The organism is Chryseotalea sp., from assembly GCF_057350905.1.
Map to the genome: position 1 here is coordinate 493,822 of NZ_JBMRCF010000001.1, position 17,736 is coordinate 511,557.

Consider the following 17,736-nt stretch of genomic DNA (forward strand, 5'->3'; position numbering starts at 1 on the left):
TACTTTTTTCGTATTTTTGTATCAACCATTGGATTAATCTACCGAATATGAGGCTTATTGTGATAGTTGGGTTTCTTTTGATGTCAATCTCAGGATTTTCGCAAAACGAGAGATACGCTCAAACTTCAGGTGACTGGACTAGCGTTACTTGGACAAATGATAAAGCAGGTACAATACCAGCGGCAGCTCCTACTCTAAATGATGATGTATTCACTAATGGACAGGCAATTAATATCACAGGAACATCTGTTACTGTTAGAAATTTAGCTGTAAGTGCTTCTGTTGCGGGTAGTCTTAATTGGACTGGAGCAGGAACTGTAACCGTGCGCGGAGCTTTAGTTGCCTGGGATGATGCTAATGACACGCCCACACCTCCATCTGCTGCAATTTTAACTGGCGCCTCGAGAATTACCTTAACTGCTGCCGATTTGAGCAACACATTTCTTTTTTTCCTCTTTAATAACGAAATCCTAGGTTATTGGAATGATATCGCACCAATTACAAACCTGACAATAAATCTAGTTAATGATGCTACGCTTGATGCAGATTTGACTTCAGAAATTAGGGTAACAAATCAGCTTCAGATTACAGGATCAGGAAGGACGCTAACCACTGGGTTTAATATTTCAGGAATTCAGGTTGTAAATGCATTTGTGCTAGGCTCCGGTGTTATTTTTGACACAACTGTACCAATTAAATCTTCTTCTCTGCCTACAAGTAGAGTGAACGCTGCTAGCATTTCCGGAACACTGATCACAAGCAACTTTTTTAATTGTACAAATTTTAATTTAACAGCTACAGGCTTATTCAGAACCACATTTAGCGGAGCTGACCAAACTCAGGGCTGGTGGTATCAAAGTACAAATCCAACTGGAGGTACAACAAATGCCGCCTCAACTATTTACTTTGAGGCAGATGCAAATCAAAATATTCCTGCTAGAACTTATGGAAACTTATTTTTAGACGCTTCATCGAATGTAACCAAAACCTTATCAAGTGGAACGCTTAATATAGCAGGAGGTCTTACCATAAACTCATCATCCGTTACGTTTAACTCCAATGCAGCAACATCTATTAACATAGGCGCAAATCTCATTGCAGAGGGCGATTGGAGTCCAGCTGATCCGGTAGTATTTAATGGTGCGGTAGCCCAATCCATTCAAGGTAATGGAAGTGTTACTTTCTCTGGCGGACTACAATTGAATAAATCATCAGGAACATTAACACTTAATAAAAACATTATTGTAGCCAACGGCATCACCATTACAACAGGAACTTTAGACCTGGGTTCCCAAACGGTTACGTTGAACTCAGGTAACATTACCAACAATGGAACTTTTACGCCAACATCAAGCACGCTGACCATCAATGGAGCGACAACGATTAACGGTGTAAATCCTGTAAGTTTTCACCATTTGACCATTGCTGCCTCTGGTAATCTAAGCAGTAGTGGCAACGTCAATGTTTCTGGTAATCTATCAAATAGTGGTACTGTGAATGCAGGAACGATCATAATGAATGGTACTTCCTTGCAGACTATTACTGGAACATTAGCCATTGAAAACATAACATCATCAAATGCGGTAGGAGTTAATAACAACGGTACAATAAATTTATCAGGAACACTTAGTTTAAGTGGTTCAGGAAGATTTGATGCTGATGGAACTGGTTCAGGAATCTTAAGACTCATTTCTTCAGATTTATCAACTGGGGGTAGAATTGCAACTTTAACCACCCCCACAAACTTTACAGGAAATATTACAGTGCAGAGATTTGTAGAAGGTCCTGATCGGTATCGCTACTTCTCTGTTCCGATTACTAATGCAACAGTAAGTATGTGGCAGGATGATTTTCCGGTAACGGGTAATTTTTCAAATCCGAGTCCTAATGGAGTTAACGGTGTTGAAGTATCAACAGCTCCTTCAATTTTTAGATTTGACGGCCCTAGTCAGCAGTATGTAGCGGTAGGCACAGGCGCCTCGACAGGAGCAACTGCTTTGAGCTCAACGGTAGGTTATACCGCCTATACTTACTTAACAGGTGACTTTACAATATCAATAGCAGGAAATCCTGTAAAAAGTAGCATATCTATTCCTGTTTCTTCAGTAGGTGATGGATGGAACTTAATTCCCAATCCCTATCCGTCCCCGATTGATTGGGACAATGTCACTACCACTGGTACTACCAATACGGTTTATATGACTTTTGCAGAGGGTGCTGGTGGATTTTCGACCTATTTGAAAGGAAACAATTTCTGTACAAACTGTGATTTTAATACAAACTGGCGAGGCGAGATTGCCTTGGGGCAATCATTTTGGATTGAATCCACAGGTGCTGCCAATATTGGATTAACAGAAACTGCTAAGACAAGTAGTGCTACTTTCTTAAGAGAAGGCGAGGAAGGAGAAAACTTTTTGAGGATCGCATTGCTAAGTCAGGGCAAGAAGGATGATATGATTATTCATTTTAACGCCAATGCATCGACTGGCACTGAGTTCGAGTTTGACGCAAAAAAGCGCTTAAATGATTCCAATCTAAACCTCAGTAGCTATAATGTTACCCCTTCTGATCATTATGCAATCAATGGTATTCCGTTAGTTACTTGTGATGCCGGTACTGTAAAATTAAAAATGAGCAATCTTACTGTGGGAGAACATTCCCTTTCTTTTACAGAGTTGGATAAACTTAAACTTGGCTATACTACAACCTTAATAGATAACTTTTTATCTACTGAAAATATTATTGAGAATAACGAGTTAATAACTTTTCAGACAACGGCTGATCCTGCGAGCACGGCAGATGGTCGTTTTGAGTTAAGATTCACATCTCCATCTATTCAGGCTGTAGCTTCTTCGTCATTGTCCATTGAAAGTACATGTGAAAGCAACCTGCTAAATGTTGGTATCCTAAATTCACAATTAGGTGTGACCTATCAATTATTTAAAGGTGAATTACCAGTGAGTGATGTTATGCAAGGTAATGGTGGTGAGTTAAGTACAATTGTTTTAAAATCAATTTTAAGTACTGGTTTGAATAGTTTAAATCTGAAAGCTAATACTCTGGATGGTTGCCAGACAACAAGCTTTGACAACATTATTAGCTACGAAGTAGTTAATGTTCCACAAGTGCTATCGGTTATTGGGGCCACTATTTGTAACACAGGAAATGCTACCATCACAGCAATGGGCTCATCAGAGGCTGTAGCCTACCGTTGGTATGACTCTCAACTAAATGATGCAAGTTATGTTCAAACGGTTGGCAATTCTTTAACGCTTGATAATGTTACAGAATCAAGGAGTTATTATGTAAGTGTATTAAATAAAAACGGTTGTGAAAGCTTAACTCGTATGCTGGTAGATATAAGCGTAACTGAAATAAATACCCCCCAAATAAGTCTTAATGGTACTTTGCTTTCAAGCAGTGCTAGTACTGGTAATCAATGGTATAAAAATGGCGAAGTCATTCCTGGTGCAACGAGTGCATCCTACGAAGTAACTGAGACCGGTATATATACGGTATCCGTTACTTTAAATACCTGCACTGTATTATCGGATGAAATAACAGTGGCGATTACTGGATTGGAATTGAATAACAATCAGATTATTTCAGCTTACCCAAATCCTGTAAACGACTGGTTAACAATTGAAATTCCAGCGGAGGTAGCTGCTACAGTAAACAGCCTAAATCTTGTGGATGCAAGAGGATCTGTAATATCTGCTTACAATCCTTCAGAGATTAGCAAGGGCTCTTTGTTAATTAATATGACTGAACAATCCAAAGGGCTGTACTATTTGAATGTAAGAACTGCAAAGCGTACTTTGGTCTATCGCATCATTAAAAACTAATCTGTGGCAATGAATAAAACGCTCTCAATTCTATTGTTCCTTTTAGCAGGTAGCTACTTTGCGGACGCACAGCCTGGTAGTAATCCGGGAGGTGGTGTGAAGCCGGGTGTGCCCATAACCGGTATTGAATGGGTATTGGGTGCTGGTGCACTGTTGGGTGCCCGTAAAATGTATAACAGGCATAAACGTTCGTCTAAAGACAACTAAAAGTCTTGCTTGATTTTTTCCTTCTTGTTAAAAAACTAACCGTCCTTCCAAGATGGGTTATAGTGCTCATTGACCTCATGGTAGTAGTAACATCAACTACCCTGGCATATGCACTGCGTTTCAATTTTCAAAAAAGTGAAATGCTTGTCCATAAGATTGGATCTGGTGTGATTCTATTAACCATCTCGGCTTTATTTGCTTCTCTTATTACTAAAAGTTATTCCGGGATTGTCAGGTATACAGGTATAGATGATGCCATTCGTATTTTCTACACCTCATTGTTAACTGTCGTTTTATCGATCACCATAAATCTTGCTTACTTCTATAATGTTGGATTAAACCTGATTCCTTATTCTGTTATCCTTATTTTCTTTTTTGTTTCCTTCTTGTTTTTAGTCTACTACAGACTGTTAGTGAAAAGTGTTTTTTCTTATGTAAGAAATGATCTTACTAAGAAAAATAATGTTGTGATTTTTGGAGCTGGACAGATTGGTATGTTGGCCAAGCAAGCATTGGATGCAGAGGCGAGAGGTAAGTCTAAAGTAATTGCTTTTTTTGAAGATGATGATAATAAAGCAGGTAAAGCTATTTCAGGTATACCTATTTATAAATCTTCAGACTTATCATCGAGAATTGATCAGCTGGCCATTTCAGAAGTGATCATTGCCGTGAAGCACCTCAGCAATGAAAGAAAAGATGAGATTGTAGAGCTTTGTATTTCAAAAAAGGTAAAAGTGCGCATGGTACCCTCTTTTGATAAGTGGGTAAAAGGTGAGTTCAGAGCTGGACAGATTAAAGAAGTAAATATTGAGGATCTCTTAGGGCGTGATTCCATTCAACTGGATAACACTAATTTGCTGGCAGCGATTAAGGGGCGTGTTATTTGCGTAACAGGCGCTTCTGGCTCTATCGGTAGTGAGTTAGCAAGACAGCTCATTCACTATCAACCCAAACAATTGGTATTGGTTGATCAGGCAGAATCTCCGTTATATGAATTGGAGCGTGAACTAATGAACATTAAAAGTCCATGTCGCATAAGTTTCCACCTGATGGATATTACCAATCAAGAGCGTATGCGTGCCTTATTCAGAGACTACAAACTTGAATGGGTTTTTCATGCTGCTGCTTATAAACATGTCCCGGTAATGGAAAGCAATCCGGCAGAAGCCGTAAGCTGCAATATCTTAGGCACAAAGCTACTGGCTGACTTAAGTGTTGAGTTTGGCGTGACGAAGTTTGTAATGATTTCCACAGATAAGGCTGTAAATCCTACTAGCATTATGGGCTGCTCTAAACGTATCGCTGAAATCTATGTGCAGTCCTTAAATAACCATTTACAGGTGCGTGGTGGAAGCCACACGATGTTCGTAACTACACGCTTTGGAAATGTGTTGGGTTCGAATGGTTCTGTGATACCTATTTTCAAAAAACAGATTGACGCAGGCGGTCCAATTACAGTTACCCATCCTGAAGTAACGAGATTTTTCATGACGATACCTGAAGCTTGTCGCCTTGTACTGGAGGCAGGAACAATCGGTCATGGTGGTGAGATATTTATTTTTGATATGGGTAAGTCTGTAAAGATTTATGATCTTGCTAAGAAGATGGTTCTTTTGTCAGGACTTGAAGTAGGAAAGGATATTGATATTGTATTTACGGGACTTCGTGATGGTGAAAAGCTTTATGAGGAATTACTGAGCAACAATGAAGATACACTGCCAACGCATCATCAAAAGATTCTAAAGGCAAAAGTTCGTGAGTATGAGTTTACGCATGTCAATAGCATGATTGAATTACTGGGTGATTTGATTACCGATGCGAACGAACTTAAAATGGTAACCCTTATGAAGGATCTGGTGCCTGAGTATAAAAGCAATTATTCTAAATTCGAAATCCTGGATAGGAATTAGAAAGGGTAGCCGATACCAATATTGTAAATAACTGGTTCTTTACTGGTACCGAACGGACCAAAGAACTTCATATTATCAAGCACAAATCTATTGGCCTTATCTCGTGCAGGGTCATATACTTTAATACCGGCATCTAATCTCAGTATTAGAAAAGAAAAGTCGAAACGCACACCAAAGCCGGTGCCTACCCCAATCTCTTTGTAGAATCTGTCAAACGCGAACTTAGATGTTCCCTGTACCTCATCCGGAGTTTTGCGTTCAACCCTTGTCCATACATTGCCTGCATCAATAAACACTGCACCACTGATAAAACCAAAAAGTTTCTGGCGTAATTCTATGCTACCCTCTAGCAAAATCTCCGCAGGTTGTTCGATCTGATAGTTGAAAAGTCCATCCTTATTCGGATCTTCTGATAGAGAGGGTTTGAATGATCCTGGTCCTAATCTTCGGGGTCTCCAGGCACGCACACTATTACTACCTCCGGCAAAAAAGAATTTTTCGTAGGGCAAGCTCTTGTCATCATTAAACGAGTAAGAAGTACCTGCGTTAAAACGTTTTGCCAATACCATGTGTTTACTTAAAATGGTGATTCTGCGTATATCAATATTTAATTTAAAATATTTAAAATAAGCCAGCTCTTGATCTATCAATGGTTGTGGATCTACCAGATAAAAAATATTGCCACCGGTCTCAATAGAGGTACGAAGAAAAGTAGAGCTTTTCTCAGCATTGCCATAGTTGTCAGGATTCCACGTAAAGCTGAAAAGCATACTGCTAACAAATGAAGGCTTGAATGAATTTGATAAGCTTCGATTGCCTAATGAATCTTGGAGATCAAGAAAATCCTGAAACTCGGGCAGCAGTATTTTGGAGTTGATAATACTTAAGTTAGCAAGGGATAAGGAGTAATAACTATTCTGTTTGTTTTGCCAATTATAAGTGGCTGATAAGTTAGAAGCAGTTCTTCTGTATTCGGGCCTATCGGTATACGCAAAACCAGTAGTAACCCTGGTCTTTGGGTTATACCTGGCAATCTTGTTCTGCGATTTCTCACTAAATGGCCAGATAAACTGTGGAAATGTGAGTGAAGCGTTTACACTAGCCTCTTTGCTTGCATATGCCTTTAGGGGGTTAGTTGCTGATGCTACTCCTTCGATACCGACTCGCCCATTTAAATCAAAGTTTTCAAGACCTCTGAAAATATTTCGTTTTTTGAAATTAAGGTTATAGAAAGGCCCCGGATAACCCTGAGTAACATTCACGCCAACCTCGTTTGACCACTCATATCGATCTAAGGGACTTGTAAAAATATTAGCGACAAATAACCCACCCGAAGTGTCATAGTTTATGTTGGCAAACTTAAATGCATCAAGATTAGCCAGTTGCCGCTGTGTGTTAAGTGTGTTGGTTCCACTATAAAGTTTATTCTGGTTTACAAATACACGCTGACTTAAAATTTTAAGACTGTATTCTTTTTGCCAGTAGGAGAAGTTTATGTTTCTATACTTGTTGTACTGTCTTTCTCTTTTTAGCGGATTAGGCGCATTGATGTTGAAGTTAACCGAGTCAATAATAAACTGTTTATGTTTTTCTCTGTCTACGGGATCCCGGATAATCAGAATTACACTTACGCGTCTGTTCTTCAGATAGCTGGTATCAATTTCAAACTCTATGTACTGTCTGCTGAAATCAAAAAAACCGTTGTCTTTTAAAAGTAAATCGATGCGCTCTCTTTCTTTAGAGAAGTTGTCATCGATATAACGCTCGCCTTTTTTGAGATAACTTTGATTACTGTTTTTAGCCAATAATGCGTTTACAGTCGAATCACTGATTTTATAATGTATTGAATCAATCTTATAAGGCTCCCCAGGATTTATCCTGTAGGTAACGTTTACCACTCTTTGAATGGTAATGGATCTGGAGCTTACTGTGTTAGTAAAATAACCCTGACTGAAAAGATAAGCGTTAAACCTGGATTTACTTTCTTCAACTTTTACACTGTCAAATACCGCAACAGGTTCGCCCCACTGCATAATGGTATTGCCATTTTCGAGGCGGTTGTTAAACTTCTCCGTTTTTTTCTGTTTGCGAAACTGCAGGTTGGTGATTTTACGAGCCTTATTGGTCGCCTTAATCTTATTGTCGAACTTAAGTTCAACAGCCTTCTTTTTCCTGTTTAGTTTGGCGGTGTCATATCGCCTTTCACCGAGATAGTAAATACCAACCAGGGGTGCTATGGGCAGATTTAAAAACTTACGGTTGGGTGTTTGTACATAGAGGTTGTCAAGGTCATCGCTATTAATACTCTTAGGCGCTACAATAGCCTGCCTGTAGAGCAGCTTCTCACCATCTTTCAGGTGCTTGATTCCCAGACAGCCACTCAGAAAAAGGCTCGTTAAAAAAAATGGGATATATTTGATAACCTTATTTCTCAAGTGAATATGCTTACAAAATCGACAATTAAATTCATTAAATCCCTGCAAGAAAAGAAATATCGCAAACAGGAGCAATGCTTTATTGTTGAAGGAAGCAAGAGTGTTTTGGAGGCACTGGCATCAGATTTTGAAGTGCGTATGGTACTGGGGACCGAAACTTTCGTTCAAAACTTGCAGACTATTAAGGATGACACGGAATTGTATGTAGTTAAGCCTGATGTTTTAAGCACATTAGGGGATTTTCAGACTAACGACTCTGCTTTGGCAGTGGTGTATATGAAGCAACCAGGCAATTTCCCGATTGCGCAAGATAACTTTACCCTTGTTTTAGACGATATCCGCGATCCGGGGAATTTGGGTACGATTATCAGAACAGCAGACTGGTACGGTATCAATCACATATTCGCTTCGGAAGAAACGGTTGATTTCTATAATACGAAAGTGATAAACGCCACTAAGGGTTCTTTTACACGTGTGTTTGTATATTATACAGATTTGAACGAGGTACTTGCTCAGAATACGCTCCCGGTGTATGGTGCCTTTTTAAATGGACAAGATGTACACCATACCACCTTTCCTAAGGCTGGATTATTGCTGATTGGCAATGAGTCAAACGGCATTTCAAAAGAACTTAGTCATAAGGTTACACATCCGATCACCATACCAAGGCTTGGACAGGCAGAGTCTTTGAATGCAGCCATCGCCACAGCCATTCTGCTAGACAATATTAAACGCTAGAATAAACCCTCACTTTTGGCGGCTGCCTCTTCTGCAAGTTTGTCGGCATCTTCTTTACCCAGATATTGATCTATTAAATAATGCGCCAAATAGATGAGTGGAGTAAGGGCAATGGCTATGAAAAACTTGTATAAATAATTGATGAGTCCAACAGATGCTACTTGTTCAATTTTCCAGTTACCGAATACAAAAAAAGCTATGAACAGCACTACAAAACTATCAATCAGCTGAGAGACTAATGTTGAGCCAGTAGCCCTTAACCAGATCAGCTTGCTACCAGTAATTTTTCTGAGTTTGTGAAAAACAAAAACATCAAGCAACTGACCAATTAAAAAGGCAGTAAGGGATCCTATAATAATGCCAAGCCCTTGCCTGAAAATAGTTTGAAAAGCATAGTTAATGTTGAAAGCATTCCCATTCGTATCCTTATTGTTAATATCCATCCAGAAATCAGCAGGGGGGAGGATAGTGGTGACGTAGATGACAATGAAAGCATAGCTTATCAGAATGGCCGTGAGATAGGATATGCGTTTAACACCCTCCTTACCAAAATATTCGTTGATAATATCGGTGGTAATAAAAACAAAGGGCCATAATACAACACCAGCAGTAAGATTAAAATCCAGTGTGTAACCAAGAATGTTAATGTGCGCAGGTTGTAGTCCGAGTGTTGCTTCTCCAGAAAAAATTTTAACACCAATCATTTCAGCCACAAGGGCATTGGTCAGAAATATCCCGCATAATACAATGAAAAGGAGATTTCGCTTTTGTGTCGCTGTCTTCTTCATATTATTCTTCTAAGGAGAAAGTTTGGCCTTCGGTGGCCAGTATGGTGTTATTAAAAACTGTTTTAGCTTCTTCTTCCACAACAGAAAGCTCTTTATAGCGTGCCGAGAAATGCCCAAGTGCCAATTTTTTCACGCCAGCCTGTTTGGCAATTTTTGCAGCATCCAATGCCGTACTGTGCTTGGTTTCTTTGGCCTTCAGTTTATCTTCTTCAATAAATGTCGCTTCATGGTAGAGAAGATCTACACCTTCTAAAAGTGGAATTAGTTTAGGCTCATAGGCTGTGTCTGAGCAGTAGGCATAACTACGACTATGCCTGGCAGAGGAAGTAAGTTCTTCATTTCGATACAACACGTTTCCATTTTCATCAACTACATCATGTCCCATTTTTAAGGCAGCCAGTTGTTGTATTAACAAACCATCTGGCAAACGGTTTTTATCAATGCGTCTTGCTTTTGGTTTTTCTCTAAATAAAAAACCTGAACAAGTAAGTTTGTGTGTTAAAGGTATACTCTCAACCTGCAAATGATCATCTTCAAAAATAATCTCGTGTTTATCTTTTGTTAGGGTGTGAAAAATAATGGCATAATTAAGTACAGATTTTGAATGGCGAAGTTGTACTGTAATGATTTCATCTAGCCCTGGATGGCTATACAAATGGAGATCTGTAGTTCTTTTTTGTAAGTGAAGTGTGAAGAGTAAACCCATCAGGCCCAAATAATGATCGCCATGCAAATGGCTGATAAAAATATGGTTAATGCGATGCACATTCAGTTCGTATCGTCTAAGCTGTATTTGAGTTCCCTCGCCACAATCCACCAGAAAATAGCGGTTTTGTATTTCAATAAATTGAGAGGATGGAAAACGTCCGTAGGCAGGGAGCGCTCCGCTGGAGCCTAGTATAGTAATGGAAAATGACAAATTGTGAGTTTATATATAACAAAAAAGCCCCGACAAGCAGGGCTTTAAAATAATGGAGGGATTTTAACTCCCTTGTTTTAGATCTTTCTCTATTTCGTGCATGTATACTGCGTCAACAGCTTCTTCAACGGTTGGTAAAATATTCAAGACAGTATCTAACTGCGATATTTTAATCAATTTCATGGTGTGCTCAGAAAGTGCGGACAATATGAAAATACCGCCATCTTCCTGCATAATACGGTTACCCACGAGTAGCGCACTCAGTCCCGATGAATCAGTATATTTTACCTCCTTAAGATCCAGAATTACATTGTGGATGCCTTCTGCATGAAGCGTTATCAACTCAGATTTTAATTGGGGAGCTACACTCGAGTCCAATTTTTCTTCATGCAAGCGAAGTGAGGCGTATTTTTCTTGTTTGTCGATTGTATACTTCATGACTTAATTAACACTAGGCTGTAAGTTAAGCGATTTTATTGAATTGAGAATGCTCTTTTCTATCCTTTCCATTACTTGGTCGTAATCAACGGGCCCAAGTGATTCTCCGGTAACATGCTGGTAAAGTTCTTTGTAGCGGCTCGAAATGGAATTAACAATGGTCTCCGTCATTTCGGGTACTTGCTGTCCATCTTTTCCCTGAAAACCATTTTCTATAAGCCACTGGCGCACAAACTCTTTCGATAGCTGTTTCTGAGGCTCGCCTCTCTTTTGTCTTTCTTCGTAACCTTCTTTGTAAAAATACCGGGATGAGTCCGGTGTATGAACCTCGTCAATCAGGTAGATTTTACCTTTATGCTTGCCAAATTCGTATTTAGTGTCTACCAAGATGAGTCCCCGTTTTGCTGCCAACTCAGTACCGCGTTGGTAAAGCTTCAGAGTATAGTCTTCTAATGCCTCATAATCAGCTTGGCTTACAATGCCGCGTTCCAGTATGGCCTCTCTGGAAATATCCTCGTCATGGCCAACAGCTGCCTTGGTTGTAGGTGTAATGATAGGGTGGGGAAGCTTGTCGTTTTCGCGCAAACCTTCCGGAAGTACTACACCACACAAGGTGCGTCTACCGGCTTTATATTCGCGCCATGCATGCCCGGCCAGGTAGCCTCTCACCACCATTTCTACGGCAAAAGCCTCGCAGGTGAATCCTATGGTAACATTTGGGTCAGGACTACTGATAACCCAATTTGGAACTATGTCTTTGGTAGCCTGCAGGTTATAGGCCGCAATTTGATTTAAAACCCTCCCTTTGTCAGGTATTGCTTTGGGTAAAATAACATCAAAAGCTGAAATACGGTCGCTGGCAACCATGGCCATGTATTCTCCGAAAAAGTATACATCGCGTACTTTGCCTCGGTAAAAACCGGTTTGTCCTGGAAAATTGAATGTTGTTTCTCGTATGGCCTTCATGAATTTTACTCCTGGGTTTCTACCAGGATTCCGGCCTTAAAATTAAAGGTTCTGATCAAATTTCCCTGCTCATCAAACTCTTTCCACACTTTATGTTTTCGGGCAGCAATGTATTCGCCTTGTTCTTTGATTTTGCCATTGGTATGGTAAGCTGTAAACACTCCATGCAAACGATTTGACTTATACTCTCCTGTACTTTGGAGTTTCCCGTTTTCATAAAACATTTTAAAAGGGCCGGCCAGTAATCCGAATTTATAGGTGTCTTCGCTGGCTACTTTGCCGTTAGGGTGATACGTTACATGGTCACCGTGTAGTTTGCCATTTTCATATAGCTGTTTTTCCTTCAAGGTTTTGCCATCTTCAAAATAGAAAATCCATTTACCATGTGGCGTTTCATTGATATATTCTTTTACCCAAAGCGGCTTGCCGTCTTTTGCATACTCTTCAACAGTGATATTGCGACCATTAAGCGCCACAACTTCTTTGGTTTTAATTTGTTCATTGTCATGATATACAAAACCATTACCAATACGCTTGCCTTCATAGTATTTGAATTTATGTTGCAATTTTCCATTGGCATGGTAACCAAAATTATCGCCATGTAACTGACCAGCCATAAAGTAGCCCATGGTGGTTAGGTGTCCTTCGCGATCAAAACTCTTGTACTCACCATTTTTAGCTCCGGCTTCCATAGTGTATTGAAACTCCATTTGCCCGTTGGGGTAATAGGTTTTATAGAAATCTACAACAATACCATCTTTACAGTTGAAAGCCGTTTCCGGTTTGCCATCAGGGTAAAAAGTTCTGGTAAGTCCGTTTGGTTTTCCGTTTTTATATAGAATCTCTTTGCTTATTGTCTTATCAGGATAATACTCAAGTACAAGTCCATCGGGTTTACCCTTCTTGAAAAGTGTTTCGCTTTTGAGTGCACCGTTGTTGTGGTAGGTCCTTACACTATCAATGAGCCTGTCGTTTTGATAGTATGCCCGTTGCACCTGAAGTCCGTTGACATCAAAAATCTCCACGGGTCCTTCTCTCAAACCATTCTCGTACGTGAGAATGCGGGCAGGCTTGCCATTGGGATAATACTCTATAAAGGTTCCGGACTTCCTACCCTCAATAAATTCTCCTTCAAGAGCCAGTTTACCATCCGGATAGAATTTTTTGTACTTACCAACAATGGATTCATTGTCGGCTACGGATACAAAATAGTTTTCTTGTACTTGTTTTCTACTGCCATCATAATAAGTCTTAACCTCCCGTTGTGCAAAACTACTATAGGTTAACAGGCAGAGAATGAGGGGGAAGAAAAACCTTTTAGTCATATGACATGGTTTAAGCACAGCTAAAATAAAGATAGCCTCGCGATTAACGCAAGGCTATCCAAAATATTGCCAAAAAATTCGATTAGAGGTTCTCTATAACGATGGCAGAAGCACCGCCACCGCCATTACAAATACCAGCCACACCTATTGAAGCGTTGTTTTGTTTCAATACCTGAATGAGAGAGGCTGTAATACGGGCGCCTGAGGCTCCAAGCGGGTGACCTAAAGCTACAGCACCGCCATTGATATTCACATTGGCAGGATCTAAGCCAAGTTTAATGTTATTAGCTATAGCAACTGCTGAAAAGGCTTCGTTAATCTCGTAGTAACCAACATCTTTTTTATCCACACCAGCCAGTTTAAGGGCCTTCGGGATTGCCAGGGATGGGGCAGTAGTAAACCACATCGGATCCTGTGCTGCATCGGCAAAGCCTCTTATTTTAGCAAGTGGCTTCAGGCCAAGCTCCTGAGCCTTTTCTTTACTCACCAACAAGAGGGCAGAGGCGCCATCATTTAAGGTAGAAGCATTAGCGGCAGTAACGGTACCTTCTTTAGTAAAGGCAGGTTTTAATCCAGCCATTTTATCAAAGTTAACATTCTTATATTCTTCGTCTTCTGCAAAAATGGTCTTGTTACCCTTGCGATCAACAATCTCAACACTAACAATTTCATCTTTAAACTTTCCGGCAGCCCAGCTGGCAGCTGATCTTTTGTATGAGTTGATCGCGTAGTTATCCTGATCCTGTCGGGAGATGTTCATCTCTTTAGCAGTATTATCAGCGCAAACACCCATAGCACAGTGGTTGTAAACATCTGTCAAGCCATCAAATTGGAGACCATCCACTAATTCACCATTGCCATATTTATACCCTGTGCGGGCTTTTAGAAGATAAAAGGGAATATTACTCATGCTCTCCATACCTCCCGCTAAAACGACATCATTATGACCCAGCATAATCGATTGTGCGCCAAGCATAACAGCCTTCATACCAGAGGCACAAACCTTATTCACTAAGGTGCAGGGGATATCAAAGCCTAATCCGGCAGCAACAGCAACTTGTGTGGCTGGTGCCTGGCCTAAGCCAGCCGATATAACATTACCAACAAAAACTTCTTGCACCAATTTCTTATCAATGCCTGCTTTTTCAAGGGCACCTTTAAAGGCAATACCACCTAGTTGGACTGCAGTAAGGGATGATAAACTACCCAAAAAGCTGCCAATGGGTGTGCGGACAGCTGAAACGATATATACTTCTTGCATGGTTAAATGATTTCCGTAAACGATTTAGTAGGGCAAAAATAGGAAATTCAGGTCACCTTCATGACCGCTCCTCGAATATTTGATAGAGTTTAATGGGGCAGAACGCTACCATTTACCAATCAGGTTTGCCTTTTTCTTTGGGTTTAGTGGCTTTGCGTTTATTCTGCTGCAGGTACTGAACTTCCTGGTTTTTCATGGCTTCTAATAGCATCTTGGCCTTCTCTTCACTGATTTTCATCTGTTGTAGCTTCTCACTTACAGAGGGTGGAGTTTCTTTTTTCTCCTCACTAGGTTTTTCAGAATCTTTTTCTTGTTCGTCTTTTTTCTGCTGTTCGTCCTTCTTTTCTTCTTTGCTCTGCTCGTCTTTATTCTCAGATTTTTTTTGATCTTCTTTTTTGTCTTGCTCTTTTTTCTCCTTGTCGTTTTTGTTCTGTTCTTCTTTCTTTTGGTCCTCTTTCTTCTGCTCGTCCTTATTTTTTTGTTGATCGTTTTGTTTTTGATCTTGCTTTTTTTGCTCCTCTTGCTTTTTCTTCTCCTCTAATTTTTTCTTCAGCATCTCATAATTATAGCGAGCATCCATATTGTTCGGATCGGCTTTAATAGCCTGCTTAAAATTATTGAGTGCCTCTTCAAATTTGCCTTGTTGATTGTGAATAATGCCAAGCTGCTGATTAGCTTTTGATCGTATGGTGTTGTCTAGACTGGCTGTGGCTTCCTGGTAAGTTGAAATGGCCTGGGCACTGTCTTTTAACTGGTAATAGGCATGTGCCAGGTTAAGGTTTATTTCATCCTCAGTAACCAATAGCGAATCTTTTAACATTTGGTATTTGCTGGCCGCGGATTGGTAATCGCCAGCATTAAAAGCTTTTCTGGCTTCCGATTTCAATGTGTTGATCCGACTGATCTTACCTGGATCAGTAAGCATTACGACAGAGATAAGGGCAAATAGCAGCGCTTTCATATCCTGATCGTTCTGATATTAACTAATACATCTAAAGCGAGTAGTAATAATGCTGCTGCCAGAAAATAATAGTATTTATTTGCCGAGGTATCAACAAAACGGGCATCTCTGAATTCACCTTCAATTTTACTGATAGCGTTAATCATGCGTGCCACATCATTTCGGTTTTCATTGATCTCAAAGTACTGACCTCCTGTTTTATCTGCTAAGTCTTTTAACGCCTCAGGCTTAAGCTTTGTTGTAACAACATTCCCTGATCGATCCATTTTGAGCCCATTACCTGAGTAAATGTTTCCACCTTTTTGCGTACCAACCCCTAGTGTGAAGAGTTTAACACCTTTATCCTCAATAAGTGAGCTTACCTCGGGAGTATCTTCACCAAAATCCTCACCATCACTGATTAACACGATAATTTTAGATTTAGTTTGCGCGAGTGGTGCTTTATCATCTTCTAATTTACTGAGCGCCATGCGAAGGGGAGGAGCAAAGTCTGTTCCGCCACCTGGCACCAGACTTGAATTCATGGTCTCAATAAAAAGATTCAATGCATTCTGATCGAAAGTGAGCGGACACTGCATGAATGCTTCTGAAGAGAAAATAATAATACCTATTCTGTCGGAGTTAAAAGCCTCCACAATGCGTTTTAGTTCAAATTTGATCTTCTCTATTCGTGTTGGCTGTATATCGAATGCATCCATTGACTTGGACAAATCAACACAAATCATGATGTCTTTACCAACAGACTTAACTTCTTTTTTAGCAGAGCCAAAAGAGGGGCCTAACAATGAAATAATAAGCAGCGCAAAAATGATGCAACGTAAGGTGAATTTAAAGAAGGCTGAGGAGAAATTGGTGTTTAGTTGCCTTGCTACTCGTTTAAGTTTTAACAGGTAGATGCCATAAAAGACAAAGAAGGCAAGGATCAGACTAATTTCGAGAGAACCTAATGTATTATACCAGAGCACTGCCAGTAGGGGATAGTTTATCTGCGTTTGTAGGCGCTCTTTCTAACTTTATACATACCGCCCTTGGTGCGACCACTCTTATAACCTTTTCTTTTGGAGTTATAAAGTTTTTTGCTTTGCCCAAACTTAGTAGGTACATAAAATTGCAGTTTGGCGGTAACGATAAAGTAAGAATCATCTGTTTCAGGATTACCTCTTCTACCAGGGTTAGCCGGATTAAAAGTAAAATCACCGTCAGGATTGTATTCACCTCTTCTGTCAGCCAACTTAGCCGATAAACCATCTACGCCACCAGGAAGCGTTGCAGGATCAACATAGTTGAATGAACTCACATCATCTAGGTAATCGGTGAAGGTTTTTCTGTATACGCCCTCAAGAGCAAAGTTGATAAAGGGGTTTATCTTAACGGTGGCCCCAATACCCATTGGAATAACAAATTGTATTTTATTATACTTAACACCTTCTGTTTGCAAGGGCTGGAGTGCCACCACATCACCTTGATACCTTGTTTTAGGATTAAAGTAAAGTAGTCCAACACCTGCTAAACCATAGAAATTATAAGGTCTTCGTTTAGCATAGGTTCCTTCGTCTGCAAAAAGCCTCACGGAACCTGCTAAATCTATTTCGAAATTATCCGAAAAGAAACTAAGGTTTCGGCTCCTTCTCGATACATCTGCTAAACCATCACTACCTGATAATTGAAACCACGTAGCATCCAATCTTGCGGAGATCCTGGGAAGAATAAGATACTCTGCGCCTGCATAAATATTGGGTCTGATCTTGCCAATTGAATTAGGGTTCACCAGCTCACCATAGTATTTAGTAGCGCCAGTTCCGCCACTAATAATAAGATTGCGATCTCTTCTTACAGAATAGAAACTCTGTGAGAAGCCGAAAAACGGCACCGAAAGTAAAATCGCTAAAATTATGGTTACTAGTTTCCGCATATCTGCAATTTCCAACGCACAATATAAGAAA

14 protein-coding genes are annotated in these 17,736 nt (G+C 40.0%); 4 read left to right on the forward strand and 10 right to left on the reverse strand.

What is annotated here, in order from left to right:
* The first annotated feature begins 47 nt into the window (after positions 1-47).
* From ACO1XM_RS02245 to ACO1XM_RS02255, 3 genes are all read left to right on the forward strand, one after another.
* Positions 48-3,845, forward strand: a complete 3,798-nt coding sequence (locus ACO1XM_RS02245) for an Ig-like domain-containing protein (RefSeq protein ID WP_486225480.1) — start codon at positions 48-50, stop codon at positions 3,843-3,845.
* A gap of 9 nt (positions 3,846-3,854) precedes the next feature.
* A complete protein-coding gene (locus ACO1XM_RS02250) occupies positions 3,855-4,052 on the forward strand; it encodes a hypothetical protein (RefSeq protein WP_486225481.1) in 198 nt (65 codons plus the stop codon).
* Positions 4,053-4,129: 77 nt separating this feature from the next.
* Positions 4,130-5,962: a polysaccharide biosynthesis protein gene (locus ACO1XM_RS02255; RefSeq protein ID WP_486225482.1), complete on the forward strand. Its 1,833-nt coding sequence runs from the start codon at positions 4,130-4,132 to the stop codon at positions 5,960-5,962.
* Here the strand turns inward: ACO1XM_RS02255 and tamL are convergent.
* The gene (tamL, locus tag ACO1XM_RS02260) at positions 5,959-8,397 is read right to left on the reverse strand and encodes a translocation and assembly module lipoprotein TamL (RefSeq protein WP_486225483.1); all 2,439 of its coding nucleotides are present in this window, start codon (positions 8,395-8,397) and stop codon (positions 5,959-5,961) included. The genes ACO1XM_RS02255 and tamL overlap by 4 nt on opposite strands.
* Before the next feature lie 6 nt (positions 8,398-8,403).
* Here tamL and ACO1XM_RS02265 point away from each other — a divergent pair, with 6 nt between their 5' ends.
* Complete coding sequence (locus ACO1XM_RS02265) at positions 8,404-9,135, forward strand: TrmH family RNA methyltransferase (protein WP_486225484.1); 732 nt, start codon at positions 8,404-8,406, stop codon at positions 9,133-9,135.
* On the opposite strand, the gene ACO1XM_RS02270 is transcribed toward ACO1XM_RS02265, so the two are convergent.
* The 9 genes from ACO1XM_RS02270 to ACO1XM_RS02310 all read right to left on the reverse strand — a co-directional run bounded on the left by ACO1XM_RS02270 (position 9,132) and on the right by ACO1XM_RS02310 (position 17,705).
* Positions 9,132-9,923: a queuosine precursor transporter gene (locus ACO1XM_RS02270; protein WP_486225485.1), complete on the reverse strand. Its 792-nt coding sequence runs from the start codon at positions 9,921-9,923 to the stop codon at positions 9,132-9,134. The genes ACO1XM_RS02265 and ACO1XM_RS02270 overlap by 4 nt on opposite strands.
* Position 9,924: 1 nt before the next feature.
* The gene (locus ACO1XM_RS02275; protein ID WP_486225486.1) at positions 9,925-10,842 is read right to left on the reverse strand and encodes a ribonuclease Z; all 918 of its coding nucleotides are present in this window, start codon (positions 10,840-10,842) and stop codon (positions 9,925-9,927) included.
* A 63-nt stretch (positions 10,843-10,905) separates the two neighbouring features.
* On the reverse strand, positions 10,906-11,280 hold the full coding sequence (locus tag ACO1XM_RS02280; RefSeq protein ID WP_486225487.1) for an STAS domain-containing protein: 375 nt from the start codon (positions 11,278-11,280) through the stop codon (positions 10,906-10,908).
* Positions 11,281-11,283: 3 nt separating this feature from the next.
* Positions 11,284-12,246: a phosphoribosylaminoimidazolesuccinocarboxamide synthase gene (locus ACO1XM_RS02285; RefSeq protein ID WP_486225488.1), complete on the reverse strand. Its 963-nt coding sequence runs from the start codon at positions 12,244-12,246 to the stop codon at positions 11,284-11,286.
* Between the two features lie 5 nt (positions 12,247-12,251).
* On the reverse strand, positions 12,252-13,571 hold the full coding sequence (locus ACO1XM_RS02290; protein WP_486225489.1) for a toxin-antitoxin system YwqK family antitoxin: 1,320 nt from the start codon (positions 13,569-13,571) through the stop codon (positions 12,252-12,254).
* 82 nt (positions 13,572-13,653) lie between these two features.
* Positions 13,654-14,832, reverse strand: a complete 1,179-nt coding sequence (locus ACO1XM_RS02295) for an acetyl-CoA C-acyltransferase (protein ID WP_486225490.1) — start codon at positions 14,830-14,832, stop codon at positions 13,654-13,656.
* A gap of 112 nt (positions 14,833-14,944) precedes the next feature.
* Positions 14,945-15,793, reverse strand: a complete 849-nt coding sequence (locus ACO1XM_RS02300; RefSeq protein WP_486225491.1) for a tetratricopeptide repeat protein — start codon at positions 15,791-15,793, stop codon at positions 14,945-14,947.
* The gene (locus ACO1XM_RS02305) at positions 15,790-16,758 is read right to left on the reverse strand and encodes a vWA domain-containing protein (protein ID WP_486225492.1); all 969 of its coding nucleotides are present in this window, start codon (positions 16,756-16,758) and stop codon (positions 15,790-15,792) included. Before ACO1XM_RS02305 ends, ACO1XM_RS02300 begins: the two co-directional genes overlap by 4 nt.
* A gap of 17 nt (positions 16,759-16,775) precedes the next feature.
* Positions 16,776-17,705 carry a hypothetical protein gene (locus ACO1XM_RS02310; protein WP_486225493.1) on the reverse strand — a complete coding sequence of 310 codons (930 nt, stop codon included), beginning with the start codon at positions 17,703-17,705 and terminating at the stop codon, positions 16,776-16,778.
* Positions 17,706-17,736: the final 31 nt, after the last annotated feature.

Bases quoted from the DNA above. Each gene is read 5' to 3' on its own strand.
- ACO1XM_RS02245 (WP_486225480.1), top strand. From the start codon at position 48: ATGAGGCTTATTGTGATAGTTGGGTTTCTTTTGATGTCAATCTCAGGA.
- ACO1XM_RS02295 (WP_486225490.1), bottom strand. From the start codon at position 14,832: ATGCAAGAAGTATATATCGTTTCAGCTGTCCGCACACCCATTGGCAGC.
- ACO1XM_RS02270 (WP_486225485.1), bottom strand. From the start codon at position 9,923: ATGAAGAAGACAGCGACACAAAAGCGAAATCTCCTTTTCATTGTATTA.
- ACO1XM_RS02250 (WP_486225481.1), top strand. From the start codon at position 3,855: ATGAATAAAACGCTCTCAATTCTATTGTTCCTTTTAGCAGGTAGCTAC.
- ACO1XM_RS02255 (WP_486225482.1), top strand. From the start codon at position 4,130: ATGGTAGTAGTAACATCAACTACCCTGGCATATGCACTGCGTTTCAAT.
- ACO1XM_RS02285 (WP_486225488.1), bottom strand. From the start codon at position 12,246: ATGAAGGCCATACGAGAAACAACATTCAATTTTCCAGGACAAACCGGT.
- ACO1XM_RS02265 (WP_486225484.1), top strand. From the start codon at position 8,404: ATGCTTACAAAATCGACAATTAAATTCATTAAATCCCTGCAAGAAAAG.
- ACO1XM_RS02290 (WP_486225489.1), bottom strand. From the start codon at position 13,571: ATGACTAAAAGGTTTTTCTTCCCCCTCATTCTCTGCCTGTTAACCTAT.
- ACO1XM_RS02310 (WP_486225493.1), bottom strand. From the start codon at position 17,705: ATGCGGAAACTAGTAACCATAATTTTAGCGATTTTACTTTCGGTGCCG.
- ACO1XM_RS02280 (WP_486225487.1), bottom strand. From the start codon at position 11,280: ATGAAGTATACAATCGACAAACAAGAAAAATACGCCTCACTTCGCTTG.
- ACO1XM_RS02300 (WP_486225491.1), bottom strand. From the start codon at position 15,793: ATGAAAGCGCTGCTATTTGCCCTTATCTCTGTCGTAATGCTTACTGAT.